18 protein-coding genes are annotated in these 25,067 nt (G+C 72.5%); 10 read left to right on the forward strand and 8 right to left on the reverse strand.

The features are described from left to right. Positions 1-30 precede the first annotated feature (30 nt). Positions 31-1,368: a DUF1501 domain-containing protein gene (locus tag NAEX_RS24645; protein WP_096329931.1), complete on the forward strand. Its 1,338-nt coding sequence runs from the start codon at positions 31-33 to the stop codon at positions 1,366-1,368. A 332-nt stretch (positions 1,369-1,700) separates the two neighbouring features. On the opposite strand, the gene NAEX_RS24650 is transcribed toward NAEX_RS24645, so the two are convergent. Then, a complete protein-coding gene (locus tag NAEX_RS24650; RefSeq protein ID WP_096329932.1) occupies positions 1,701-3,353 on the reverse strand; it encodes an FG-GAP repeat domain-containing protein in 1,653 nt (550 codons plus the stop codon). A gap of 1,026 nt (positions 3,354-4,379) precedes the next feature. Between NAEX_RS24650 and NAEX_RS24655 the strand changes: the two genes are divergently transcribed. Further along, a complete protein-coding gene (locus NAEX_RS24655) occupies positions 4,380-5,528 on the forward strand; it encodes a dienelactone hydrolase family protein (RefSeq protein ID WP_170135980.1) in 1,149 nt (382 codons plus the stop codon). Between the two features lie 135 nt (positions 5,529-5,663). On the opposite strand, the gene NAEX_RS24660 is transcribed toward NAEX_RS24655, so the two are convergent. Both NAEX_RS24660 and NAEX_RS24665 read right to left on the reverse strand, forming a co-directional pair. Beyond that, on the reverse strand, positions 5,664-6,374 hold the full coding sequence (locus NAEX_RS24660; protein WP_096329934.1) for a hypothetical protein: 711 nt from the start codon (positions 6,372-6,374) through the stop codon (positions 5,664-5,666). Between the two features lie 275 nt (positions 6,375-6,649). Beyond that, positions 6,650-7,534: a sigma-70 family RNA polymerase sigma factor gene (locus NAEX_RS24665; protein ID WP_096329935.1), complete on the reverse strand. Its 885-nt coding sequence runs from the start codon at positions 7,532-7,534 to the stop codon at positions 6,650-6,652. A 53-nt stretch (positions 7,535-7,587) separates the two neighbouring features. Between NAEX_RS24665 and NAEX_RS24670 the strand changes: the two genes are divergently transcribed. Continuing rightward, positions 7,588-10,404 carry a serine/threonine-protein kinase gene (locus tag NAEX_RS24670; protein ID WP_096329936.1) on the forward strand — a complete coding sequence of 939 codons (2,817 nt, stop codon included), beginning with the start codon at positions 7,588-7,590 and terminating at the stop codon, positions 10,402-10,404. 429 nt (positions 10,405-10,833) lie between these two features. Here the strand turns inward: NAEX_RS24670 and NAEX_RS24675 are convergent, their stop codons facing one another. After that, complete coding sequence (locus NAEX_RS24675) at positions 10,834-11,760, reverse strand: alpha/beta fold hydrolase (protein WP_170135981.1); 927 nt, start codon at positions 11,758-11,760, stop codon at positions 10,834-10,836. 76 nt (positions 11,761-11,836) lie between these two features. Between NAEX_RS24675 and NAEX_RS24680 the strand changes: the two genes are divergently transcribed. Continuing rightward, positions 11,837-12,301: a hypothetical protein gene (locus NAEX_RS24680; protein ID WP_143140585.1), complete on the forward strand. Its 465-nt coding sequence runs from the start codon at positions 11,837-11,839 to the stop codon at positions 12,299-12,301. Between the two features lie 7 nt (positions 12,302-12,308). Here NAEX_RS24680 and NAEX_RS24685 read toward each other — a convergent pair whose 3' ends face one another. From NAEX_RS24685 to NAEX_RS24695, 3 genes are all read right to left on the reverse strand, one after another. Continuing rightward, entirely contained in the window at positions 12,309-12,551 is a 243-nt protein-coding gene (locus NAEX_RS24685) for a hypothetical protein (RefSeq protein ID WP_096329939.1), read from the reverse strand. Positions 12,552-12,678: 127 nt separating this feature from the next. Next, the gene (locus NAEX_RS24690; RefSeq protein ID WP_143140586.1) at positions 12,679-13,935 is read right to left on the reverse strand and encodes a pectin acetylesterase-family hydrolase; all 1,257 of its coding nucleotides are present in this window, start codon (positions 13,933-13,935) and stop codon (positions 12,679-12,681) included. Positions 13,936-14,068: 133 nt separating this feature from the next. After that, positions 14,069-15,679 carry a peptidase associated/transthyretin-like domain-containing protein gene (locus tag NAEX_RS24695; protein WP_170135982.1) on the reverse strand — a complete coding sequence of 537 codons (1,611 nt, stop codon included), beginning with the start codon at positions 15,677-15,679 and terminating at the stop codon, positions 14,069-14,071. Positions 15,680-15,850: 171 nt separating this feature from the next. Between NAEX_RS24695 and NAEX_RS24705 the strand changes: the two genes are divergently transcribed. From NAEX_RS24705 to NAEX_RS24720, 4 genes are all read left to right on the forward strand, one after another. Next, on the forward strand, positions 15,851-17,128 hold the full coding sequence (locus NAEX_RS24705) for a trypsin-like serine protease (RefSeq protein ID WP_170135983.1): 1,278 nt from the start codon (positions 15,851-15,853) through the stop codon (positions 17,126-17,128). Between the two features lie 63 nt (positions 17,129-17,191). After that, positions 17,192-17,791, forward strand: coding sequence for a pyridoxamine 5'-phosphate oxidase (gene pdxH / locus NAEX_RS24710; RefSeq protein ID WP_096329943.1), 600 nt, complete (start codon positions 17,192-17,194; stop codon positions 17,789-17,791). Between the two features lie 21 nt (positions 17,792-17,812). Next, positions 17,813-18,019 (forward strand): hypothetical protein, encoded by a 207-nt coding sequence (locus tag NAEX_RS24715; RefSeq protein WP_096329944.1) that lies wholly within the window; start codon positions 17,813-17,815, stop codon positions 18,017-18,019. Continuing rightward, positions 18,009-18,518, forward strand: a complete 510-nt coding sequence (locus tag NAEX_RS24720; protein ID WP_096329945.1) for a nucleotidyltransferase — start codon at positions 18,009-18,011, stop codon at positions 18,516-18,518. The genes NAEX_RS24715 and NAEX_RS24720 overlap by 11 nt, the downstream gene beginning before the upstream one ends. Before the next feature lie 280 nt (positions 18,519-18,798). On the opposite strand, the gene NAEX_RS24725 is transcribed toward NAEX_RS24720, so the two are convergent. Further along, positions 18,799-20,061 carry an alpha/beta hydrolase gene (locus NAEX_RS24725; protein WP_096329946.1) on the reverse strand — a complete coding sequence of 421 codons (1,263 nt, stop codon included), beginning with the start codon at positions 20,059-20,061 and terminating at the stop codon, positions 18,799-18,801. A gap of 335 nt (positions 20,062-20,396) precedes the next feature. Between NAEX_RS24725 and NAEX_RS24730 the strand changes: the two genes are divergently transcribed. Both NAEX_RS24730 and NAEX_RS24735 read left to right on the forward strand, forming a co-directional pair. Next, complete coding sequence (locus NAEX_RS24730; protein ID WP_170135984.1) at positions 20,397-22,748, forward strand: DUF4215 domain-containing protein; 2,352 nt, start codon at positions 20,397-20,399, stop codon at positions 22,746-22,748. 936 nt (positions 22,749-23,684) lie between these two features. Further along, the gene (locus NAEX_RS24735; protein WP_143825616.1) at positions 23,685-25,046 is read left to right on the forward strand and encodes a DUF4215 domain-containing protein; all 1,362 of its coding nucleotides are present in this window, start codon (positions 23,685-23,687) and stop codon (positions 25,044-25,046) included. The last annotated feature ends 21 nt before the right edge of the window (positions 25,047-25,067 follow it).

The raw sequence follows: 25,067 nt of genomic DNA on the forward strand, positions 1-25,067 counted from the left end.
TCAAACCAGCGAGATCGGAGAGTTACGACCATGGATCGCCGCAGCTTCCTCAAGATCGCCGCCGGGACCGGACTCGCCGTCGCCCTGCCGCGTCACGCCCGCGCCGCGCTGCCGCCCTACAAGGGCCCGTTCTACGTCATGATCAGCGCCCGCGGCGGCTGGGACCCCGTGTACCTGTGCGACCCCAAGCCCAAGGGCACGTTCAACCGCCACTACGACTACGACCCGGCCGACCCGACGGCCATCGGCGACATTCATTACGCCGACATCCCGGTCCCCGCCAACCTGGTGACCGACCCGATGTCGCTGCCGTACTTGATGAAGAACGCCGACTTCTTCGCCAAGTACGCCAGCAAGATGGTCGTGATCAACGGCCTCAACATGGCGACCAACAACCACGACCGCGGGGTGGTGACGATCTGGTCGGGCCGCGGCGACGGCGGCTACCCCAACTTCGCCGCGCTGGTGGCCGCCACGCGGGCGCCCGAGCATCCGCTCGCGTTCATCTCCGGCGGCGGCTACTCGGGCACGGGCAACCTGATCCCCGTCACCCGCCTCAATTCGGTTACCTCGTTCCGCAAGCTGGCCGAGCCCAACCGCGTCAACCCGGCCGACCCGAACAACACGACCACGTACCTCCACGAGGACACGTTCGCCCGCATCGCCCAGGCGCAGCAGGAGCGCCTGGCCGCGTTCAAGGCCAAGCAGAACCTGCCGAAGATCGAGGCGGCCGCCGGGCAGCTCTACCTCGCGCGCGGCAACCTCGACCTGCTGTCGTCGGTGGCCCTGCCGGACACGCTCATCGACATGCCCAACGAGATGGGCGACCTCGAGCGCATGGCCCAGCAGACGCAGCTCGCGATGGCGGCGTTCACCGCCGGCCTGGCCGTCGGCGTCAACCTCGAGCTCGGCGGCTTCGACACCCACGCCAACCACGACACCGTGCAGGTGCGCCAGCTCGCCAAGCTGCTGTGGGGCATCGACTACGTGATGTCGCAGGCGGCCCTCGCCGGCATCGACTCCAACCTGATCGTCATGGTCGGCTCCGACTTCGGCCGCGGCAAGGGCTATAACGGCATGGACCAGGGGTCCGGCAAGGACCACTGGCCCGTCTCTTCGGCCCTGTTCCTCAGCGGCAACCCCGGCCTGCTCGGCGGCGGCGGCCGGGTCATCGGCGCGACCACCGAGGCCGAGCAGCTGCCGATCGGCATCAACCCCGACACGCTCGAGCTCGACGAGTCCGAGGACGGCATCATCCTCACCGCTCCGCACGTCCACCTCGCCCTGCGCGAGCTGGCCGGCGTGGCCGAGAGCCCGGCCGCCAAGAAGTTCGGCATCGTCACCGACATGCTGCCGCTGTTCGGCTGAGCACCGGCTGGTGGCTGTCCGAAGGGACGGATGAACGCGACCGCGGCACCCCGGTGCCGCCGTCGTCGCGAGCGGCGGCGTGCCAGCGGCTCGAAGGGGCCGCTCGCGGGGCTTCGGCCGGGCGATCCGGCGACCTGGGTTTCGGGGCAGGGCGAGCGGCACCACCCCCTGTCTCTACGGACAGCGCCTTCGAAGAGCTGACGCGGCGACACCCCGTGCCGCCGTCGTCGCGAGCGGCGGCGTGCCAGCGGCTCGAAGCGGCCGCTCGCGAGCTTCCGCCAGGCAGTCCGGCGACCCGGCTCGTGGGCCAGGTCGCGAGTACCGCCCTGTCTCTACGGACAGGTCTCTTCGGGCTCGCCGGACCGCGCCTGTGCGATGCTCTGACGGAAGCTCCCGGGCTCTGCGGTCTTCCACGCCGGCACCTCTTGCAGCGGCACGTTGCCGGCGTCGTCGACGTCCGTGCCGTGGTGCGTGTGTTGCGTCCACACCGCGCGCGCCCCCGGCGAGGCCGCGCCCTGCCCGGGCCGGTACACGTACACGCCCTTGCGCGGCACGAAGCTCGGGTCGGCCGCGACGCAGCTGGTATTGGACTTTTCCTCGCTCAGGTTGGCGATCACCAGCACCTCCGCCGACGCGTCGCCGTCGATGTCGGCGATCACGGGGTATTCGTGGATCGTCCCGCTCGAGTTGTGGATCGCCGTGCGCACCGTCCCGTCGGCCCCGTCGATCAGGCGGAACGCGCACTCGTCCTGGTGCGCCAGCTCGAGCCGGCCGTCGCCGTCGAAGTCGAACACCGACGCGGCGTTGCTGGCCGACGACACGTCCTGCGTCTTCAGCACCCAGCGGGCGTACATCGCCCCCGGCGCGGGCTCGAAGGCGTCCGACTTCACGAGCTCCTCGTCGGGCCGCGCGAAGTCGTAGACCGCGTAGGCCGTGCCGCCGCTGACGCCGACCTCGAGCCGGCCGTCGCCGTCGAAGTCGGCGATCGTGGCCGGGCCGCCGAGGCTCCCGCCCTTGATCGGAATCGGCTGCGTGCGCTTGCTGTCGTCCTCCGCGCACGCTTCGCCTGACGGATCGACCCCGCACCACAGCTTGCCGGTCGCGCCGTCGATCACGCGGATCTCCGGCCACGCCGTCAGCACCACCTCCGGCGTGCCGTTGCCGTCGAGGTCCGCCACCGCCGGATAACCGTCGTTGCCCCGACCGCTCGTGTTCTGCCACAGCAGCGACACCGTCACCTGCGGCGGGTCGTCGGCGACCCACGTCACGCGCCATGCCTCGCGTCCGCTCACGATCTCGGGCTCGCCGTCGCCGTCGAGGTCCGCGACCGTCGCCAGGCCCCCGGGGTAAATCAACGCACCATCGGTCTTCGGCACCCCGGCGTCCGTGCCGAATCCCGGCTCGTTCCACACCACCAGCCCGTCGTGATCGAGGATCGCCGCGCCCAGCACGATCTCCGCCTCCGGATCGTCGTCGAGGTTCGCCACCGCCGGCGCGCCGTTGTCGAATCGGAACCGCGCGACCTCGCCGTCGGGGAGGCGCGCCGTCCACAGCGGCTTGCCCGCGCCGTCGACCGCGTGAATCGGCGCGAGCGAGCCGGGCCCCTCGATCCCCCCGACGTACACGATGTCGGGCACCTGGTCGCCCGACACGTCGGCGAGCGCGACAGTGGCGCGAGGATTCGAGCCGAATCGGCCCTGGGCCGGATCGTGCGTGATGTGCCACTTTTCCGCCCCCGTCGTTCCGTCGAGCAGCACGATCTCGCCGGCCTCACCGCCCCACGGGCCGGCGTTGACCACCACGTCGGTGAGCCCGTCGCCGTCGACATCGGCGACGAGCGGCAGCGACAGCACCTCGCGCTCCGTCCATTCCCACTCCGGGGACGGCGGGTCGAACGAGCCCTCCTTGCAAGCGACGGAGTCATTGCACCCGAGCGCGGCGACCACGAAGAGTCCGGGGCCGACGATCGCAGCGACGATCACCACGGATGCTTGGAAAGCGCCGAGGATGCGAGGCGCGCGGCCACCCGCGAAGCGACTGCGCACCCATCCGCTTCGGGACGGGCAGCGCTCGATGAACGATCTGTTGCTCCTCATCGCTTCACCATTTCCTCTCGCGCTGCTCGCACTCGACATCCACAGGTGAAGTTGCCGGCGCCGCGGGAAAAATTGGAGGCGGGAGGCGAATATTTTCGCGCGTCGCCTGACCCGCGCCACGGCTCCACCGGGGACCTGCCTTGGAGCAATCATTCAGCGGGCCCCCGCGGGGAGCCTCGCTCGATGCAGGCGGTCGAGGACGGACCGCTGGGCCGACGCCGCTCCGTCGCCCCGGCGATGGCCATGCCCCGAGCGCCAGGACGTCGCGCAGCTGCGCACGAGGGCCGCGACGGCCGCGAAGCTCGGCACCGACGCCGGCGCCGGTCGGTCGAGCGCGCGCCGACGAATGTGGGCACCCCGGCCGGCTCGCGTGCGGGTCGACATCGGCGCGCCGGGTGGGGCGGGGTGCTCCGGGAGCACCAACGACGCGTGAGCCCGGTCGACGGCGCCACGAGAGATGTCAAGGGGAGCCTGCGCATTCCTGGGTCCAAAGAGACAGCCAGCGTTCAGGCGGTTTCCGCGGCCCTGGACGACGAAAATCGCGCGACAAACGCCGAAGGGCACGCAGAACACTTTGGAGGACCCGAAAAGCGGGCCCGCACCTCGGCGCCTTTGGCGCGCGTCCAGGATCGGACCGCTGGCGGCGGGTGTCCCTTGGTTGTGTTTACTCACTGATGGGAACGGAGTCGTGAGCCTTCCGAGGCAGACTGCGAGGCAGCTCGCGCGGCGACCGCCGTCGCGCGAGCACCTGGAGACATGTCTCACGGCTCGTGGGCCTTTTACGACCTGCCTGTAAGTTCATGTCCTTGAAGGCATATGTGCAATCACCGCCGCGCGCGCAACTGCGAGCGCGGAGGGCACGCATCATTGACGCTTTCTTGAGCCGGCGAGATGGTCGGCCGAGGAGGTGTCTCGATGATTCTCGCAAGGACCCTGGCGAAGACGACGGTGTGCGTGGCTGTGCTCGCTGTCGGCTGTGTCAACGAAACATATGGGCCGGACGAGGAGGAGTCCCACGAATGGCATCACCTGAACCTCTCTGCGCGGCCGGGGGGCGGCGACAGCGGCGGCGACAGCGGCGGTGACGAGGGGGGAGGAGAGGCCGATCCGGGCGGGGCGTCGATCGTGGGGGTCGAGACCCTCGATGTCACGATCCCCGATTCGCTGCACGCCCAGGGGCTGGCGATCCCGGCCAAGCTGGTGCGGCCGAAGTGGTCGAAGGCGGTCGGCAAGCGGCCGGCGATGATGGTGCTGCACGGCTCCGGCGGCCTCTTGAAGGACGGCAAGAGCGAGAGCGGCCCGTGCAGCGATCAAATGGAGTCGCAGTTCAGCACCTGGTCGCAGCGACTGGCCGAGCTGGGCTACACGGTGCTGCTGCCGTCGAGCTATTCGGCCCGCGGGTTCTGCGACAAGCACACCCAGGCCGACAAGATGCCCAAGACCTTCGACGCCAACACCGAGCAGATCCTCGGCCGGATCTACGACCTCGACGCCGCGTCCCGTTACCTGTGCGACCGCCCCGAGGTCGACTGTGACCGCATGGGCCTGCTCGGGTTCTCGCAGGGCGGGACGATGACGATGATCGGGCTCCACTGGCAGATCGATCACGCCCTCCAGTACTTCCGCGAGAACAAGGGCGACACCGTCGACATCGAGGTGCCCGACGTGGCGCCCGGGCGGCCGGAGTTCAAGGTCGGGATCGCCTACTACCCCGGCTGCGGCTTCGACGGCGCGGTGCCGCTGTCGACCAGCAACAACGCCGCCGTCGAGAACAAGTACCTGGCGACCGCGCCGCTGTTCATCCTCCACGCCAGCGACGACCCGCTGGTCGAGCACTGCAGCACCGAGTACGGGGCCGGCTCGCGCGAGATCCAGGCCGGCCAGGTCGCCGCGAAGATGAACGTCGAGAACCTCTACGACATCATCGTCTACCCCGACGCCGGCCACTCGTTCGACAGCGCCGGCGCCAAGGCCGACGGCGGCACCCCGGAGGGCAACCTGGCCGCCAAGGAGGCCGCGCTGCAGGTCGCGCTCGAGCAGATCGAGCTGGCGCTCGGCGGTTGAAGCGGCGACGGGCGGCGCGGCGGCGCCGGCATGGATGGCAGATGTCCTGAGGGACAGGTCGATGGCGCCTGTTCGACGGCCGGGTCGTGCCGGCGAACGGGTGCCGTCCTTCGTGCGTCGCGGACGCGCCGGGGCTCACGGGACGTCGCAGACGGTCACGGCGACGCCGGGCTCCGCGCATGCGAGGCACGCCTCGCCGGGAGCGACGGTGCAGCCGTCGACGGCGACGAGGCCCGCGCACGGCTGCGAGAACGCGATCGGCGAGCCCAACGAGTCGAAGTGGATCTCCGCGAGCGCGAACGAGCGGGCGGCCACCCCCGTGTAACCGCGGCCGATGCTGCTGTCGATCCCCTGGCGCCAGGTCACCAGCTGGAATTGCTGCTGGGCGCCGGCGGCCGCGAGGGCGCAGTCGCGGGCGGCCTGCCACTCCGCGGCGCTGTTGTTCCACGGGTCGACGACCCCGCAGTCCTCGACCACGCCGCCGAGCTCGTGGGCCTGCTCGGTGGTGATCTGGACCAGGTCGCACACGAACACGCCGGTGGTCGTATCGGTGGTGGTGCCGGGCCCGAGGGTGGTGGTGTTGGGCTCGTCGGTGGTGCCGGGATCGAGGGTGGTGGTGATCGGCTCGCCGGTGGTGCCGGTCGTGCCGTCGGTGGCGGTGGTGCCCGGGACCGCGGTGGTGCCGGTCGGCGTGTCGGTCGACGACATGCCCTCGGTGCCCGGCGCCGGCTCGGAGGTGGCGCCGGAGGTCGTGGTGGTGTCGGTGTCGCCGCCCATGGGGCCGGGGGTGCAGGCGGCGAGGGCGAGGGCGAGGACGGAGGTACGCGCGGAATAAGCGAAGGCCATGCCCGCAGCCTAGGAGCTCGCGGACGCGTTGTCGATGAGCCGCGAGCCTGTCGACATGGTGACGAGAAGATTCGGCCGAGCTCGGGGTACGGCCGGGAGGCCGACGTCACCGAGCGGGCGCCGTCGCGGTCCGCGAGCTCGCCTCCGTGTCCGGGCAGAAGGCGCAGGACCCCTCGACGACGTCTTCATGGCGCCGAGCCGCCGGAGCGCCGTCTCGTCGGTGCCATGATTGGTCTTTCAGGACATGTCTTCATGGACATGACCGGAAGACGAGCTCACTGCCGGGTCGGCTCGAGCGAGCCGGCCAGGCTCATGTCGATGCGGCTGCCGATCGCGCGGATCAGCGACTCGAGCTCGGCGCCTTCGAGGCGGAGGGTGCGGGCCAGCTCGGCGCGGGTGGTCGCGTGCAGCTTGGTCTGCAGCGCCTTGAGCCAGCGGGCCGCGGTCGAGCGGTGGACGTGGAACAGCGCGCCGAGCTGGTCGACGGTCAGGCGGTCGCGCAGCGACAGGCGCAGCAGGGTGCGCTCGCGGCCGTCGAGCGCGGCCAGGGCGGCGCGCAGGGCCGCCCGCAGCTCGTCCTGGCAGCGCTCGCGCAGCAGCACGATCTCCGGGTCGTCGGCGACGGCGGCCTGCTCGAGCAGCTCGCCGTCGTCCTCGACCTCGTGGGCGGCGCGGCGGCGGGCCGAGCGGACCAGCATCAGCGCCTCGCGCACGGTCGCCACCCGCAGCCACGCGCGCAGCGGGCCGCGGCCGGAGTAGCCGGCCAGGCGCGGCGGGTCGGCGGTCTCGCGGACCAGGAGGCGCAGACGCAGCCGCTGGCGGGCCTCGGCCCGCTCGTCGGCGCCGATGTTCACGGCCTGCAGCGCGGCGTCGAGGGCCTCGCCGTGGGCCGCCTCGAAGGCCGCGAGGGCGCCCGGCAGCGCGCGCAGGCAGGCGTCGGCGAGGGCCAGGTCGGCCCAGGCGACCGCGGCGACGTCGACCTCGGGCGCCAGGCGGGGGGCCACGCGGGCGAAGAAGCCGGGCGGGTCGTCGGCGAACTCGGGCCAGGCGGCCTCGACCGCCTGCCACGCGCTCGCCAACGCGGCCGCGTCGGTCCGCTCGCGCAGCGGCGGCGGCACTTCGCGCCAGCGGGCGACCAGCAGGTCGAGGGCCCGGGACATGGGAGGCGGATGCTACACGCCGTCGGGGCGCCGGGGTATAAGCGCCCGCCGGCGTGGATTGCCCCGACGACAGCACGTTCGCCGCCTACCTCGAGGGCGCGCTGACCGGAACCGCGGTGGCCGGGTTCGAGGCCCACCTCGACGGCTGCGACGCCTGCCGCGAGGCGCTGGCGGCCCTGGCTCGCGTGGCCGTCCCGCCCGGCCCGGACGAGCCCGAGAGCGCGGCCCCGCGGCTGCGCGCGCGCGGCAGCACCTGCGGGCGCTACCTCGTGCTCGACGTCCGCGGCGCCGGCGGCATGGGCGTCGTGCACACCGCGTACGATCCCGAGCTCGATCGCAAGGTCGCGCTCAAGCTGGTGCGGCCGCAGGCGTTCGGCGGGGCCGCGCACCTGCGCGAGCGGCTGACCCGCGAGGCGCGGGTGCTGGCGCGGATCTCCCACCCCAACGTCGTGCCGATCTACGACGTCGGCGAGGCCGACGGCGAGGTGTTCATCGCCATGGAGCTGGTGCCCGGGCCGACGCTGGCGCGCTGGCAGACCGAACAGCCGCGGCCGTGGCGGGCGATCGTCGACATGTACCTGCAGGCCGCGCGCGGGCTGGCGCACGCCCACGCGGCCGGGGTCGTGCACCGCGACTTCAAGCCCGGCAACGCGCTGGTCGGGCCCGACGGGCGGGTGCGCGTGGTCGACTTCGGGCTCGCGGTCGCGGGCGAGGCCGGCCCCGTCGAGCCGCCGGGGCGGGCCGCCTCGGCCTCGCTGACCGCCACCGGGGCGCTGGTCGGCACGCCGGCGTACATGGCCCCGGAGCAGTGGCGCGGCGCCGCGGTCGACGCCCGCTCCGACCAGTACAGCTTCTGCGCCGCGCTGTGGGAGGCGCTCGCCGGCGCGCCGTACCGCCTGCCCGACACCACCTGGCGCGGCCCGCCGGCGCCCGAGCCCGCGCCGGCGGCGGGCGGCGGGCGGGCGTTTCCGCGCTGGCTGCGGCAGGTGTTGCTGCGCGGCCTGGCCGACGAGCCGGCGGCGCGCTTCCCCACCATGGCGGCGCTGATCGACGCCTGCGAGCGCGGCCTCCACCGCCGCCGCGGCACCCTGCTGGCGGGCCTCGGTGCTGTGCTGGCGGTCGTGCTGGCGATCTTTTGGACCCGCGGCGACCCGGCGCCGCCGCAGCTGTGCCGCGACGACCCCTCGCGGCTCGCGGGCGTGTGGGACGGCGAGGCCGCGCGGGCGCTGCGGCAGGGCTTCCACGCCAGCAACCTGCCGTTCGCGGCCACCGTGGCCGCCACCACCGTGGCCGCCCTCGACGCCTGGGCCGGGCGCTGGCACGGCGAGCGGCGGGCGGCCTGCGAGGCGACCCGCGTCTACGGCCACCAGACCGAGGCCGAGTTGGCGCGGCGGACCGCCTGCCTCGACGAGCGGCGCGCGGCCCTGCGCGAGCGCGTGCGCCTCTTGCAGACGGGCGAGCGCGACGTGGTCGAGGCGGCGGTCGCCATCGCCCACGACCTGCCCGAGCCGGCGGCCTGCCGCGACCCGACCGCGCTGGCGCCGGCCGGCGAGGGCGACGACGACGACGCCCGCCGCGGCCGCGCCGAGGTCGACCGCGCGGCCGCGCTCGTGCAGGCCGGCCGGTTCGCCGCCGCCGAGGCCGGGGCCGAGGCCGCCGGCGCGACCGCGCGCGTCCGCGGCTGGCCCGGGCTGGCGGCCGCGGCCCAGCGGGTGGTCGGCGAGGCGCGCCAGGGCCTGGCCGACGCCGCCCGGGCCGAGGAGGCCTGGTACCAGTCGCTGTGGGCGGCCGAGGCGGCGCGCGACGACCGGGCGGCCACGCGCGCGTGGATCGGCGTGGCCGCGCTGCTGGCCGACGACCTGGCCCGGCCCGACGAGGCCCGCCGCGCCGTCGCCCACGCCCGCGCCGCGGCCGCCCGCGCGGGCGACGACCCGCTGCTCGGCGCCGAGCTCGAGCTGGCGGCGGCGCTCGCCGACCGCAGCTCCGGCGACTTCCACGGCGCCAACGCCCGCCTGCGCGAGGCCGTGGCCGCCCTGACGCGCCACGCCGAGCCCGCCGACCCGCGCCTGCTCACCGCGCTGCGTCAGTACGGCCGCAGCTTCTTCGACCTCGGCCAGCACGAGGCCGCGGTCGTCGAGTACCGCCGCGCCCTGGCGCTGGCCGAGCAGCACCTCGGCACCGACCACCCGGCGGTGGCCGACCTCGCCAACAACCTCGGCACCACGCTGCTCGACCTGCGCGACGTCGCCGGCGCCGAGGCCGAGCTGCGGCGCGCGCTGGCGATCGATCTGCGCGTCCACGGCCCGCTCCACCTCAGCACCGCGGCGGCGTTCGCCAACCTCGCCAACTTCGAGCTGGTCCGCGGCGACTTCGCGCGGGCCGAGCAGGCCTACCGCGCGACCCTGCAGATCTACACCCGCCAGCCGCAGCCGCACCCCGACGCCGCCAAGGTCGCCTACAACTTCTCGATGCTGCTGATCAACAGCCAGCGCGCCGCCGAGGCGCTGACCCAACTGCAGTGGGCGCTGCAGGTCCAGCGCGAGACCCTCGGCGACGACCACCCCGACACCGGCGCCTACCTCACCGGCATCGGCATCGCGTACACCGAGCTCGGTCGCCCGGCCGAGGCGGTCGCGCCGCTCGAGCAGGCGGTGGCGCTGTTCGAGCGCCGCCCGCGGGACGCCCGCTACCTGGCCGCCGCGCGCAACGAGCTGGCCCGCGCGCTGTGGGACGGCGGCGGCGACAAGGCGCGCGCCCGCAGCCTGGCCGAGCAGGCGGCGGCGACCTTCCGCGAGACGACCGAGTCCGAACGCATGCTCCGCGAGGTCGAGACCTGGCTGGCCGCCCACCCGCTGCCGCCGCGGGGCTAGTTCTGGAGGACATGTTCCATCAGACATGTCCTATGGATGGGTTTTCAAGGACGAGTTCCGGCGCGCGCGAGCCGGGCCGAGTGACGGACATGTCCCTCGCGCCATGCCGCGCGGATCGATGCGGCCGGCGGGCGCGACGGCGCAGGGTCGCGGGTGTCCGCGAGGGGCCCTGTCGCGCCTGGTCGAGGGCAAGACATGCCCTTCGGGACAGGCCGCGCGAACGGCAGCCGCCCTCTGCAGAACGAGCCGAGGGCGCTCGCCCGGGGCCTGTCGCGCCTGGTCGATGGACATCCTGTCCCTCGAGACCGGTCGCGTGAATCGACGCCGCTGCCTGGCGCCGCCGGACCGTGGACGCCCGCCGCCGACGGCCTCGTCGCCGAGAACCCGTCTCGAAGGACATCTCCCCGCCGGCCCCGGCCGCGCCCGCCGTCAGGGCGCGAGCCGCTCGGACAGCCACCGCGTCGTGTGGGCGACCACGTCGGCGCGGTTGGTCTCGTTGAACATCTCGTGGCGGCCGCCCGGCCACAGGCGCAGGTCGACCTGGTGGCCGAGCTTGCGCATCATCGCCACCAGCGCCTGGACCTGGCGGCCCTTGCCGCCGACCGGGTCGAGGTCGCCGCCGACCACCGCGTAGGGCACGCGCGGCAGGCGGGCCAGGAATTCGGCGGTCTGCAGCCGGGCCTGGTTGCCGACGAGGTCGCGCCACAGCGAGGTGGTCGGCAAGAAGCCGCACAGCGGGTCGCGGACGTAGGCGTCGACCTGGGCCGCGTCGCCCGACAGCCAGTCGAACTGGGTGCGGTTGGGGCGGAAGGCGCGGTTGTAGGTGCCGAAGGCGGTGGCGTTGAGCAGCTTGCTGCGGCCGCGGACGCCGATCCGGCGCAGCTCGACCTGGATGAGGCCCTGGCCGATCCGCAGCAGCGCGCCGACCTTGCCGGTCGCGCCCGACAGCACCACCGCGGCCGGCCGTGCGCCGCTGACGGCGAGGTCGTGCAGCGCGATCACCGAGCCCATGCTGTGGCCGAGCAGCGCCCACGGGAGCTCGCCGAAGCGCTCGCGGGCGTGGCCGCGCACGCGCGCGGAGTCGGCGAGCACGGCGCTCCAGCCGTCGCCGTCGCCGAAGAACCCGAGGTCGTCGGGGCCGCTGGCGGTGCGGCCGTGGCCGCGGTGGTCGTGGGCCACGACCGCCAGGCCGGCGTCGCACAGGCCGGCGGCGAGGCCCTCGTAGCGGCCGGCGTGCTCGGCGAGGCCGTGCAGCACCTGGACCAGCCCGCGCACCGGCTGGCCGTCGTCGGGGGTCCAGACGTGGACGTGGGTGGTCGCGCCGTCGCCGGGGAGGCCGAGGGTCTCGTGCTTCACGCGCGCACAGTACCACGCCCGGAGGTCGGATCGCCGTCTGCCCGCGGCGGGCCGGCCCCGGGTTACCCTCGCGGCCATGGCCAAACCGCGCCTCCTCGCCGCTTTCACGTTGTTCGTCGCCGGCGGCTGCATTCAGTTCGAGCACGGGCCGACCACCGACGGCCCGGGCGAGCCCGGCACCACCACCGGCGAAGACGATGAGCCGCCGCCGACCGTGGACTGCGACCCGCTCAGCCAGGACTGCCCGGACGGGCAGGCGTGCTCGCTGGCCGGCGACGACTTCGTGTGCATCGAGGTGTTCGTCGACGGCGCGCCCGGCGACGCGTGCCAGGCCGCCGGCGAGTGCGGCCCGGGCCTCGTGTGCCTGTCCGCGGTCGTGCTCGGCGATTGCGAGGCCTCGTCGTGCTGCAGCGCGCTGTGCGAGGTCAGCGACACCGGGGCCCAGTGCGGCAGCTCGTCCGAGGTCTGCGCCCCGGTGTTCGCGGGCGAAGACGTGCCGCCGATGTGGGCCGACTACGGCGTCTGCCGGCTGCCGAGCTGATGTTCTTTCAAATGATACAACATGTCCTGACGGACATGTCCCTCGCAGTATGTCCGTCCTCCCGCGCTCGCCGGTCACTGCCCGAGGTGATGAGCTCGGCGCGGTCCTCGGTGAACACGAGGATCAGCACGCGCTCGCGGCCGAGGTCGACGCCGATGTCGGCCGGCGAGGGGATGTCCGCGACGGCGACCTCGGCGGCCTGCAGGTCGGCGCCGGCGTGGTAGACCGCGCCGGCCTCCCACGAGGGCACCAGCCAGCCGCCGGGTCGCGCGGGTTCGAGTCATCGGCAGCGCAGGCCCGCCCCCGCACGGCGGAGCTGCCTCGACCGGCGCATCAGGACATGTCCTGAAGGGCATGTCCTGACGTACATCAGGCGCTCACGGCCCGACGTGGACGGCCTGGCCGGCGATGAGGTCGGCGACCCAGTCGACGAGCGGCGTGTCGCCGACCTTGGTCGTGTACAGGCTGCTGCTGAGGAAGGTGTGCTGCTCGCTGTTGTCGACGAAGTAGCTGCCCCACACGCCGGCGGGCTCGTTGAAGTGGTTGTCGCGGGCGTCGATGAGGGCCGCCTCGAACGCCGCTTGCGGGGTGTTGGGCAGCAGGGCGGTGCAGTCGTTGCCGCCGAAGCCGAAGAAGAAGCGGATGACCGAGTCGCCGGTCGACGAGATGAGGGCGAGGCGCTGGTCGGGGTGCTTCTGGGCGATGTAGGCGCCGATGTTGATGATGCCGCCGCCCTGGCTGGGGAAGCAGCCCTCGCAGGCGGCGGGGATCGTGTCGTCGAAGCCCCACAGGTCGCTCCACTTCTGCTGCAGGCACAGCGCCGCGACCTCGAAGCCGAGCGGCGGGCCGGAGTCGTCGAGCAGGGTGACGCGCGCGTCGGGGAAGGCGTCGGCGATCCGGTCGTAGTTGAAGGCGGCCCCGAAGCCGCCGGCGCTCTCGCCGGTGACGAGCACGTGGCCGACGCCGGCGAAGGTCGGGACGATCCGCTCGAGGTAGGCGGCGACGTTGCGGTAGCCGACGAACTGCTGCACGCCGGCCTCGGAGTCCTGGTCGGGGCGGTCGCCGGCGTGGACGTCGCCGGTGCAGTACGGCACGAAGATGTGGGTCCAGTCGCCGACCGGGTTCTGCGGACCGGGGTCGAAGATGCCGTCGCTGCTGCCGTCGAAGTCGCCGCCGTCGAAGCTGGACGGGTTTTGGGCGCAGGTGAGGGCGTTGAAGCAGGCGCCGCCGCCCATGAAGTAGATGACGAGGCCGTCGCCGGTGCCGTAGCGGACGCCGATGCCGGTGCTGCTGCCGTCACGACACAGCGCCTCGGGGAAGTCGATCCAGTTCCACTCGCCGGGCGGCGCGTCGGGCAGCGGCTCGCCGTCCCACGGCGAGGGCGGCGGCGGGTCGCCGGTGGTGCCGTCGGTGGTGCCGTCGGTGGTGCCGGCGGTCGGGTCGGTGCTGGTGGTCGGGTCGCCGGTGGTCGGGTTCGGCCCGTCGTCGGTGGTCGGGCCGGCGCTGGTGGTCGGGTCGCCCGTCGCCGTGCCGTCGGTGCCGGCGCTGCCGTCGGTCGTGCCCTCGCTGGTGCCCGCGGTCTCGCCGTCGGTCCCGGCGGCCCCGCCGTCGTCGCCGCAGGCCGGCAGGAGCACGCAGACACAGAGAGGCGCGACAACGAGGGGACGAACAGGAGTCAGCACGTTGCCATGCTAACCGAGCGCGACGCAGCGGCGGGCCCTCACCATCGCCTGCTCGCGCCGGCCTAGACTCACACGCCGCGAGCGCTCAAAACCGCCCCTGGACGAGGAAGCCGGTCTGCCCGGCGCCGAACGTCGGCGCGAAGCTGACGCGGCGCTTCTTCAGGTGGAATCGCTGCACGAGCAGACCCGTGGTCGCGCCGACGATCGTGCCGGCGCCGAGGCCGAGGAAGAAGCCGCTGGCGAGGCGATGGGCGGTGAAGCAGTCGACGCCCTCGTTGTTGGTGCAGACCAGCGAGGCGGTGCTGTTGTTGTTCCAGCGGCTGGTCGTGACGCCGCCCCACACGCCGCCGGTGAGCAGCGCGGCCGCGCCGACCCCCAGCTCGGTCCACCACACCCACGGCTTCACGTCGTACTCGGCGGTCAGGCCGGTGGCCCACAGGCCCACGGCCACACCCATGAGCCCCGAGCCCGCCGAGCGCAGGCGGATCGCCGGCAGCAGCTCGCCGTTGGCGACCTTCGTCAGCTTCTTCTCGTCGTAGACGTTGCTGCCGTGGACCGCGAGCGCGAGGCCGGTGATGAACACCGGCACGCCCGAGACGATGAGGCCGGTCGACAGGCGCATGCGCGTCTTCTTCGGCACGCGCTCGGGCACCGGCGGCGGCGCAGGCGTGGCGTCGGCGGGCGGGGACGTCGGCGTCGCGGCGTCGGCGGGCGGGGGCGTCGGCGCGGGCGTCAGCGAGGGCGCCAGCGCGACCGCGAAGGTCGCCGTCGGCTGGGCGCCGAGGGTGACCTTCTCGACGTGGCGCTGATAGCCCGGCGCCTGCACCGTGACCTCCCAGTCGCCGGGCTCGATGCGGACCGCACACTTGCCGTGGCCGTCGAGCGGGCAGGGCACCGGCTCGGCGTTCAGCTGCATCTTCTGCAGCGTCACCGTCGCCCCGGCCGCCACCGCCTCGCCCGGCCCGATCTGGAACGTCGCCGAGCGGAACGCCGGATCGCTGGCCAGCGCCACGTCGAGCACGAAGCCCGGCGCACCTGGCTTGATGGTCAGGTCGCGGGTCGAAGCGGCGTAGGTCGGCGCGCCGATCTTGAGCTGCCACTTGCCGGGGTCGACGTAAATCGTCTTGCCGCCGGAGGTGAACTCGGGGGCGCGCGGCGGCAGCTCGAAGACCAGCGGCGGGCGCTTGTCCTTGTCCTCGTCGACGCGGGTCAGCGTCAGCGTGGCGCCGAGCTCGGCCACCGACGACGGGGCGACGCGGACGATCACGCCGGTCGCCGCCGCCTGGGCCTTCTTGCTGCGGCTTTGGGCCTGCTCGCGGCCGTCCTCGGGGATCCCTTGCTGCTGGAGGTAGAGCTCCCAGTAGCGGATCGCGTGCGCGCGGTGACCCAGGGCGAGGCGGGCCAGGCCGGCGTTGAACAGGTCGCGCGGCTCGTGCACGGTCGCCCACAGGTCCTCGAGGATCTGCGCGGCTTCGAGGTACTTCTTCTGCCCGTACAGCGCGGCGGCCTGCTCGGCGCGCGCGTCGGCGTCGCTCACGGGTGCGGGCGCGGGCTCGGGCGTGGACGCGGGCGCCGAGGTGGACGCGGGCGCCGAGGGGGTCCCGGGCGCGGGTTCGGAGGTCGGGGGCGTGGCCGCGGGCTCGGCGGCCGCGGCGGTCGCGAGGGTCAGGAGGAGCCACGAGAGGCTGACGGGCATCGACATCTCCGAGCGGCGGGGGTCGTCCGGCCGCGGCCGGCCGCGCGATGATACGCTCGCTCGTCGCGCAGCGGCAGCAATTGTCGCGCCGCCGCTGCCCCCTGGTAAGCTCATGTGTCATCCTCGCGCGCGATGCAGCGACGGTGGCGGGGCCTTGTGTGCTCGGGGGCGGTGAGCGTGGCCGTGGTGCTCGCCGGCGAGGCGCGAGCGGGGGGCGCGCGGACGGCCGCACCGACGCCCCCGACACCGATCTTCGGCGGCGCGGAGGCCGAGATCTGCGCCTTCCCCGGGGTGGTCTCGCTGAGCGACGGCAGCACCCGCTGCACCGGCGCGCTCGTGCATCCGCGCCTCGTGCTGTACGCCGCGCACTGCGGCGCGACCGGCATGAAGGTCGGCTTCGGCGAGTCGGCCCTGGCCCCGGCGCAGGTCGTCGAGCCCGAACTCTGCCGCGTCCACCCCGACTACGGCGGGCTCGGCAGCGAGGCCGTCGACTTCGCCTTCTGTCGCCTCGCCGAGCCCGCGCCGGTGCCGGTGCTGCCGATCGCGTCCGGCTGCGAGCTCGCGCTGCTGGAGCCCCAGGCCGAGGCGACGATCGTCGGCTACGGCGAGTCCGACTCGGGCAGCGGCGACGGCCCCAAGCGCTGGGCCCCCGCGCCGGTGCGGCTCGTGCTCGCCGATTACTTCGAGGTCGGCGGCCTCGGCGAGGCGGGCGTGTGCGCCGGCGACTCCGGCGGTCCGGCGCTGCTCCGGGCCGCCGACGACACCTGGCGGGTGTTCGGCGTCGCCTCGGTGCACGCGGCCGGCTGCGGCGGGATCGGCCACTACGCCTACGCCGAGCGGGCGATCGGGTGGCTCGAAGAACAGGCGGAGCTCGACCTCACCCCGTGTCACGCGAGCGACGGCGCCTGGCGGCCCGACTTCCGCTGCAGCGATTTCGCGCCGGCGAGCAGCGCCGGCGCCGGCGCCTGGACCGACTTCTGCGCCGCCGCCCCGGCCGGGCCCGCCGGCACCAGCTGCGGCCCCGCCTTCGACGCCAGCCCCGACGACACCCCGCCGACGGTGGCGATCACGAGCCCCGCCGCCGGCCCGCAGCCGGGCCCGCAGGCGGTCGTCGAGGTGGTGGCCGAGGCCGAGGACGTCGGCTGGGGCGTCGCCGAGGTCGCGCTCGAGATCGACGGCGAGGTCCAGGCCCGCGACGACGAGCCGCCGTGGCGCTTCGGCGCCGCCGAGTTCCCGGCGGGCAGCCACACGCTGGTGGCGATCGCCGAGGACGCGGCCGGGCACGTCACCCGCTCCGAGCCGGTGGTGCTCGAGGTCGAGGGCGAGGGCGAGGGCGGCGGCGAGGGCTGCGGCTGTCGCAGCGGCGGCGGCGGCGGCGGGCCCTGGTGGCTGGTCCTCTGGACATGGTGGATGAGCCATGTCCGAAGAGCAAGACGAACACGCGGCTGAACGAGCGCTGACTCACCGCCGGGGCGGGCGCCGGGCCCGGCGTTTCGCGCTACACCTCGCGCGATGTCCGTGCGCAAGCCCGAGCCCCAGCTCCAGCCCCTCGACCTGTTCCAGGAGTGGTTCGCCGCGGCGGCCAAGAGCATGACGATGCCGGAGGCGATGACGCTGGCGACCGCCGACGAAGCCGGCCGGCCCTCGGCCCGCATGGTCCTGCTCAAGGGCTTCGACCCGGCCGGGCGCCTGCGCTTCTTCACCAACTACGACAGCCGCAAGGCCGGCGAGCTCGACCGCAACCCGCGGGCGGCGCTGCTGTTCTGGTGGCCGACGCTCTACGTGCAGGTCCGGGTCGAGGGCGCGGTGTCCCGCCTGTCCGCCGCGGAGTCCGACGCCTACTTCGCCACGCGCCCGCGCCTCAGCCAGCTCGGCGCGATCATCTCGCCGCAGAGCCGGCCGATCGAAGACTTCCAGTCGGTGCTCGACGGGGTGTCGCACCTGGCCCACGAGCTCGGCGACGCCCCCGTGCCGCGCCCCGCCCACTGGGGCGGCTACGCCGTCGAGCCCGACGCGTGGGAGTTCTGGATCGGTCACGACGGCCGCCTGCACGAGCGCTTCGTCTACCGCCGCACCGAGGCGGGCTGGAGCTTCACCCTGCTGGCGCCCTGAGCGCCGTGCTACGCTGGCGCCGTGGACGCCCCGATCGACCTCCGTCCGGTCTTCCGCGCGCACTGGCCCAGCTACGGGCCGGACTGGGACCGCGCGATCGAGCTGGGGATCGACGTGGCCCAGCTCGAGCGCAACCTGGCGCTGACGCCCGAGCAGCGGCTGCTCAATCACCAGAGCGCTCGCCAGGCGCTCCAGCAGTTGCGCGCGGGGATGAAGCGTGACCGATGACATCATCGAACTGCTGAAGCGCCTGATCGCCGCCGAGGTCGAGTTCGTGCTGGTGGGAGGCGTCGCAGCGGCGATGCACGGCTCCGACCAACTGACGCGGGACCTCGACATCCTCGCCGTGTTGACCCCCGAGAACATGGCCCGCCTGCTCGCCGCGCTGCGCGACCTCCATCCGTACGACTCGGCGCGCCCCGACCTGGGCGAGCTCCGCAGCCCCCCCGAGGAGCTGGCGCGCTACCGCAACCTGTACCTCGGGACAGACATCGGCCGGCTCGACGTGCTCGGGGAGATCCCGCCGCTCAGCGGCTACCCCGAGGTCGCAGCCGAAGCCACCTCCGCCGAGTTCCTCGGCGCGACCTGCAAGGTCATCTCGCTCGATCCTCTGATCACGATCAAGGAGTCGGTCGGTCGCCCCAAGGACCTGCTCGTGGCCGCCGAGCTCAGGGCGATCCGCGACCGCCTGCGCAACGAGCCGCGACCGCCCCGCGGCGAGCACTGATGATATGTCCGAAGAGGCATGTCACTTCGTGCTGGTCGCTTACGCGACCGCCCGTCGCGCCGACGAGCCGCGAGCATCTCTCGCCGCGGAGCTCCCCCTGATGGGCAGGGGTCGGTCACCTCGCTCGTCGTGCGTCGGGTCCGGGCGAAGCTGAGCGTGCTCGTCGCCTGTCCCGCGGACTGCACCGCCTGCAAAGCTGCCGGTCGGCACCGGCGGGGAACTCGGCCTCGGAGGCTCGGCGAAGTCCGACGAGCTGCAGCAACACCCTTTGCCGCTCGCCTCACAGCGCTTCCTGAAATTCCGCGACCTCGGGGAACTTCGCCTGCAACTCGGCGAAATTGTCGGCCGCGTCGGTGCAGCGGAGCACCGACTCGAGCACCGCCGACGACGCGTATTGCGTGATCTCCCAGCTCGTCGCGTCGGGCGTGTAGTCGGGGCTGCAGTCGAACAGGAAGCTGGCGAACTGCGCCCCGCAGACGTCGTTGGCCTGGGCGATCTGTAAAAAGTCCTGGCCCTGCGTGTTCTTCAGCGAGCACAGGCTCGAGAAGGCGAGGTGGCCGGCGCCGTCGATGCCGACCAGCCGCTTGGGCGCGGGTGAGCTGGCGAAGCCCGACTGCTGGCCCGAGTACTCGACCACCTGGTCGGACAGCGCGCCGAGGATCAGCGTCGACTCGAGCGCCGCCCCGGCCTCGACCCCGCCCGCGGCCATCGGGATCAGCACGCGCGCCGAGTCGCCGGCGCCGGCGATCGCCCCGCCGCCGGCGCTGTGGCCGGACATGGCGATCCGCGCGGCGTCGACGTGGCCGGCGATGAACGCCAGGTCGCCGGCCGGAGCGGCGAGCGCCGCGACCATCTGGCCGATGTCGTCGGCAAGGTTCTGCGGCACCATCGGCACCCCGCACAGCGACCCGAGCAGGTCCTTGAGCCACAGGCCCGGGTGGTCGGCGGCGAGGACAATGAAGCCGCGGCTGGCCCAGTGGACCATGTGCTCGAGCGACTGCGAGCGGAACCCCGCGGTGCCGTGGATGAAGATCACCGCCGGGTAGGGCCCGTGGTCGGCGTCGAGCGGGAGGCCCTGCCAGCATTCGCAGTCCTGCCACGGGTTGTCGGCGTCGGACACCTTGCCCTGCTCGGCGTCCGGCAGGCCGGTGCGGATGTCGTAGCGGATCTTCTCTTGCCCCGCCTCGCTCCCGGGCTCGGCCGGATACCACACCTCGACCGTCAAGTCGGCGATCGCCACCGTGCGCGCGCCGACCGGCCACGGGCCCGGCAGTGATGTGTCTTTCGGGACAGGTAGGAACGAGCCGCCGGCGCACCCGGGCACCTCCGCGCCGGTCCCGGTCGTGTCGTCGCCGGTCGACGTGTCGGGTGCGGTGGTCGTCGGCGCCGTGGTGGTGGGCGCGCCGGTCGACGCCGTCGCGGCGGTGTCCGCGGTGGCGGCGGTCTCGCCGGTGGTGGTGGTGCTCGCCTCGGTCCCGGTGGTGGCGCCGCCGGAGCCGTTGCAGGCGGCCATGAAGAGGGTCAGCGCGAGAAGGCGACGCATCGGGGGACTCCTGGAACTGCGCGTCACGGCACCACGGAGCGCCTCCGCTGTCAACGTGGCATCCAGGCGACAACCTGTCTCTGCGGACAGCTGCGATTCACGCTTCGATCGCAGGAGAATTGCGGCGAGGGTCTCCGCAAGCGGACCGCGTGGTCGCGTGATGAACGCGTCGCAGCGCGTACGAGCGCGTCGATCGGCCGCGCAGCAGGCACATGCGCACAATCGAACTGATGCATGAATCAGCTTTGCGGTTGATGGTTGGGGGGCCCCCGCGTAACCATCGCCGCATGCGGCTCAAAAAACATAGTCTGTCCACCTCCACGGCCCTGTTGTGCGTGAATCTGTTCACGTTCGCGTGCAACAACGACGACTCGGCCACCGCGTCGACCGATTCTGACAGCGACTCCGAGAGCAGCGGGACTCTGGGGTCGACCGGGACGCCGTCGACCGAGACCTCGCCGACCACGACCTCGCCGTCGGTCACCGAGTCGGGCACCGGCACCACCACCAACGTGCCGACGACCAGCATCGGTCCCGGCACCGACACCGACACGACGGCGGGCCCGGGGACGGACACCAATACGAGCACCACGAACCCCGGCACCGACTCGACGACGAACACGAGCACCGACTCGACGACGAACACCGGCACCGACACGAACACCGGCACCGACACGAACACCGGCACCGAGACCGACGGCGGCACCGAGACCGAGACCGACACCAACACCACCGGCATCAACGCGGTCTGCGGCGACGGCGTCGTCGAGGGCGGCGAGGGCTGCGACGACGGCGCGGACAACGGCCCGGGCAAGGCGTGCAAGGCCGACTGCACCCCGAACGTGTGCGGCGACGGCGACAAGGGCCCGACCGAGGCGTGCGACGAAGGCGCGGACAACGGCAGCCCGGACAGCACCTGCACCGCCGAGTGCAAGGCCAACGTCTGCGGCGACGGCATCCTCGGCCCCGGCGAGACCTGCGACGACGGCGCCAACAACGGCGACGACAAGCCGTGCACCAGCGACTGCGAGCCGAACGTCTGCGGCGACGGCAAGGTCGGCCCCGGCGAGGCCTGCGACGACGGCAACGACGACGACATGGATGAGTGTACCAACGCCTGCGCCCTCGCCACCTGCGGCGACAGCATCGTCGCCGCCACCGAGCAGTGCGACGACGGCAACATGGTCGACACCGACGCCTGCACCGCCTCGTGCACCGCGGCCGCCTGCGGCGACGGCTTCACGCAGATGGTCAACAACGAGGCCTGCGACGACGGCGACCAGAACTCCGACCAGAGCGACTGCACCTCGTCGTGCAAGGAGAACGTGTGCGGCGACGGCCTCGTCAATACCCTCGGCATGACCCCCGAGCAGTGCGACCTCGGCGAGGGCAACGGCCCCGGCAAGGCGTGCAACGCCAATTGCGAGACCAACGTGTGCGGCGACGGCGACCCCGGCCCGGGCGAGCAGTGCGACGACGGCAACAACGTCGACGACGACGGCTGCAGCGCCACCTGCGTCCTGGAGATCTGCGGCAACAGCATCGAGGACGGCGCCGAGCAGTGCGACGACGGCAAGAACGGCAACCAGGACGACGGCTGCACCGACCAGTGCCTGCTGCCGGTCTGCGGCGACGGCTTCACCCAGGTCAGCAAGGGCGAGCAGTGCGACCTCGGGAACAACAACAGCAACACCGGCGCCTGCACCCTCGTCTGCAAGAACGCGGTGTGCGGCGACGGCTTCATCCGCACCGGCGTCGAGCAGTGCGACGACGGCGTCAACAACGGCAACACCAAGGCGTGCAAGGCCAACTGCACCAAGCAGGTGTGCGGCGACGGCTTCGTCGGCCCCGGCGAGGCCTGCGACGACGGCAACGCGATCAACAACGACACCTGCACCAACGCCTGCAAGCTGGCGACCTGCGGCGACGGCATCAAGCAGGGCACCGAGCAGTGCGATCTCGGCGCGAACAACAGCAACACCGGCGCCTGCACCCTGGCCTGCCTCCTGCCGAAGTGCGGCGACGGCTTCAAGCAGGGCACCGAGCAGTGCGACGACGGCAACGGCTCCAACGCCGACGCCTGCCTCAACACCTGCAAGACCGCGGCCTGCGGCGACGGCTTCCTCAAGACCTCCGCCCCGGCCGAGCAGTGCGACGACGGCAACACCCAGAACGGCGACCTCTGCAACGCCAACTGCACCAAGCCGAAGCGCGTGTTCAACACCAGCGTCAGCTGGAACGGCAACCTCGGCGGCATCGGCGGCGCCAAGGCCAAGTGCCAGGCCCGCGCCAACGCGGCCGGCCTCGGCGGCACCTGGGACGCGTGGATCAGCAACAACACCAGCAACCCGGCCAGCCGCTTCGTCAAGTCGACCACCCGCTACGCCCGCCTCGACGGCCAGGAAATCGCCCAGACCTGGGCCGACCTCGTCGACGGCACCCTCGACGTGCCGATCAACATCAACGAGTTCGGCGACATGTCCCCGCAGGCCGACATCTGGACCGGCACCGCGGAAGACGGCACCTCGCTCCTCGAAGACTGCAGCGGCTGGACCGCCAGCGGCGGCTTCGGCGTGATCGGCTACGAAGGCCGCAACAACGCCATCGACTTCAACTGGAGCGCGCGGTCGGTGGTCTTCGCGTCGAATTGCTCGACGATGCAGCGGCTGTATTGTTTCGAGCAGTGAGCCGAGAATCGTTCTGAACTTCGAGCACGCACGCGTGCTCGGAGGTCCCTCTCCTCGACGGCTCCAGCGCATGGATCGCGCTGGAGCCGTCGCGGCGACGATCGACGTGATCGCTCGGGGTGAAGCTCGCTGTGGCGGAGGTGGCTGGCATCGGCCGCCCGGCCACCGGGAGGGCAGTGTGTGCGCCACTCGGGCCCCGTCGGGCACGTCGCAGGCGGCTGGTGAGCTCACCAGCCGCTTCTCGATCGTCGCGATATCCCTGGTGGAGCCCCTCGTCGCGCCGCCGCAAAACCAGCACCGCAAGCTGGTAAAGGCGCAAAGGGACGCCGTAGCCGTCGACCTGGCAGGCCGCGTGCCGGACGTCGCGGAGGCTGCGGCCGCGGTGAACTTGTTGAACTTGGCGGGCAGCTTGTCGAACACGAGGCCACCGGGTTGGTGGAGCAACGGAGGGTCGCTCCTGGCTTCTTTCTGGTGCTGTAGCCCCTCGTTGACCTGGCGCTGCGCCTGCGCGAGGTTGGTCCATTCGTCGATCGCCTGTTGTACGCGCGCGGGGACGTGCTAATGAGGTGGGCCTGAGCCTCTGGGTCGAGCTCGGGCTCGTGGATTTCGGCGGCGACGGCCACGTCGGTGCATCTCGTGGCGGCCGACGTGACCAGCAGTTTCGAGAGCGGCGTATGGTTTCCTCGGCACAGTGTCCACCATGCTTGCCCCGTGTCTCGGACCCAGCGGGAGCGCGGGCATGCGCGGAACGAACGCGCCAGGTAGGCGACGCGCCGACCTGCCGCAGGACACCGCTCGACCGGGTCCGTCCGAGACCCGAGGGCCTGAGAGGCACCAAGGAACGATGTTCCGTGCCGAGCGAGTCCTTGCACCGCAGCCTCGCGCAAGCTAGGGTCGGGCGCTGTGTTCGCCTCCCGACGTGCCGCGCTCCCGGTCGTGGTTCTCTCTGCCGTTCTCCCGGGCTCGCTGAGTTGCGCCGACATCCCGGGCCGATGCATTACCGCCCCGTGCTGGGCCGCCGTCGACTCGACCACCAGCACGACGACGGACCCGACGACGGACCCGAGCACGGACGTCTCGACGACGGGCCCGGACCAGTGCGGCAACGGGGTCGTGGACCCCGGGGAGACGTGCGACGACGGCGAGGAGTGCAGCGACGGGGTGTGCAACTCGGACGCGTACACGGGCGAGAAGCACTGCAACGCCGCATGCAGCGGCCTGTATCCCGGCTGGTGCGGGGACAAGGCGATGCAGGCGACGGAGATGTGCGACGAGGGCGGCAACACGCTGGCGTGCGACGCCGACTGCACGCCGGTCGAGTGTGGAGACGGCCTGCTCAACCCAGCCGCCAGTGAGGCCTGCGACGACGGGGCCGAGAACGCGGACGCGTACGACGACAGCCCGGACGAGGTCACGTGCAACAGCGCCTGCACGGGCAAGGCGCCTCATTGTGGAGACGGAGTCTGTCAAGAGGCGAACGAGGACGCGAGCTGCGCCGACTGCACGTGCGGGGACGGCATCACGAGCGCGCCCGAGACCTGCGACGACGGCATGGGCGGCACGCAGACGGACACGCCGACGTGCGACGCCGATTGCACCGCCATCGAGTGCGGGGACGGTCATCCCAACCTCGCCGCCGGTGAGAAGTGTGACGACGGCAACGACGAGAATGACGACGAGTGCCGCAACGACTGCACGACCTGCGGGAACGGCACCGTGCAGCCGGGCGAGGAGTGCGACGACGGCAACACGGTCGACGACGACGGGTGCAGCAACGAGTGCATCCTTCCCCGCCTCGTCTTCGTCACGTCGTCGGGCTTCGTCGGCAACCTCGGCGGCCTCGCGGGCGCCGACATGAAGTGCGCCGCGGCCGGCATGATCGCCGACCCGGACCTCCCCGCCACCGCCTGGCGCGCGTGGCTGAGCGACGACACCGGCTCGCCGTCGACGCGCTTCGACACCAACTTCACCGGCTGGTACCGTCTGGTCGACGGCACGCCCATCGCCAAGGGATGGTCCGACCTTACGGATAGTAACCTCCTCGCGGCCATCAATCTCACCGAGAACAATGCGGCGCCCGGGTCCCCCAAAAACGTCTGGTCCAACACGACTGCTGCCGGCACGAAGGCGGGCATGGAGCACTGCAGCAACTGGAGCATACCCGACCTGGTGCCAAAAGGTCGCCTCGGTGACCCTGCGGCCACGAACACCGATTGGACCGACCTGAACGACGCCGTGCTCAACCCCTTCAGTTGCGGCGTTCAACTCCACCTCTACTGCTTTCAGAACATACCCTGACCCTCAAATTTCTTTCTTTCC

Origin of the sequence: Nannocystis exedens (genome assembly GCF_002343915.1) — a bacterium.
GTDB classification, from domain to species: Bacteria; Myxococcota_A; Polyangia; order Nannocystales; family Nannocystaceae; genus Nannocystis; species Nannocystis exedens.

Bases quoted from the DNA above. Each gene is read 5' to 3' on its own strand.
- NAEX_RS24645 (WP_096329931.1), top strand. From the start codon at position 31: ATGGATCGCCGCAGCTTCCTCAAGATCGCCGCCGGGACCGGACTCGCC.
- NAEX_RS24655 (WP_170135980.1), top strand. From the start codon at position 4,380: ATGATTCTCGCAAGGACCCTGGCGAAGACGACGGTGTGCGTGGCTGTG.
- NAEX_RS24660 (WP_096329934.1), bottom strand. From the start codon at position 6,374: ATGGCCTTCGCTTATTCCGCGCGTACCTCCGTCCTCGCCCTCGCCCTC.
- NAEX_RS24665 (WP_096329935.1), bottom strand. From the start codon at position 7,534: ATGTCCCGGGCCCTCGACCTGCTGGTCGCCCGCTGGCGCGAAGTGCCG.
- NAEX_RS24680 (WP_143140585.1), top strand. From the start codon at position 11,837: ATGGCCAAACCGCGCCTCCTCGCCGCTTTCACGTTGTTCGTCGCCGGC.
- NAEX_RS24695 (WP_170135982.1), bottom strand. From the start codon at position 15,679: ATGCCCGTCAGCCTCTCGTGGCTCCTCCTGACCCTCGCGACCGCCGCG.
- pdxH (WP_096329943.1), top strand. From the start codon at position 17,192: ATGTCCGTGCGCAAGCCCGAGCCCCAGCTCCAGCCCCTCGACCTGTTC.
- NAEX_RS24725 (WP_096329946.1), bottom strand. From the start codon at position 20,061: ATGCGTCGCCTTCTCGCGCTGACCCTCTTCATGGCCGCCTGCAACGGC.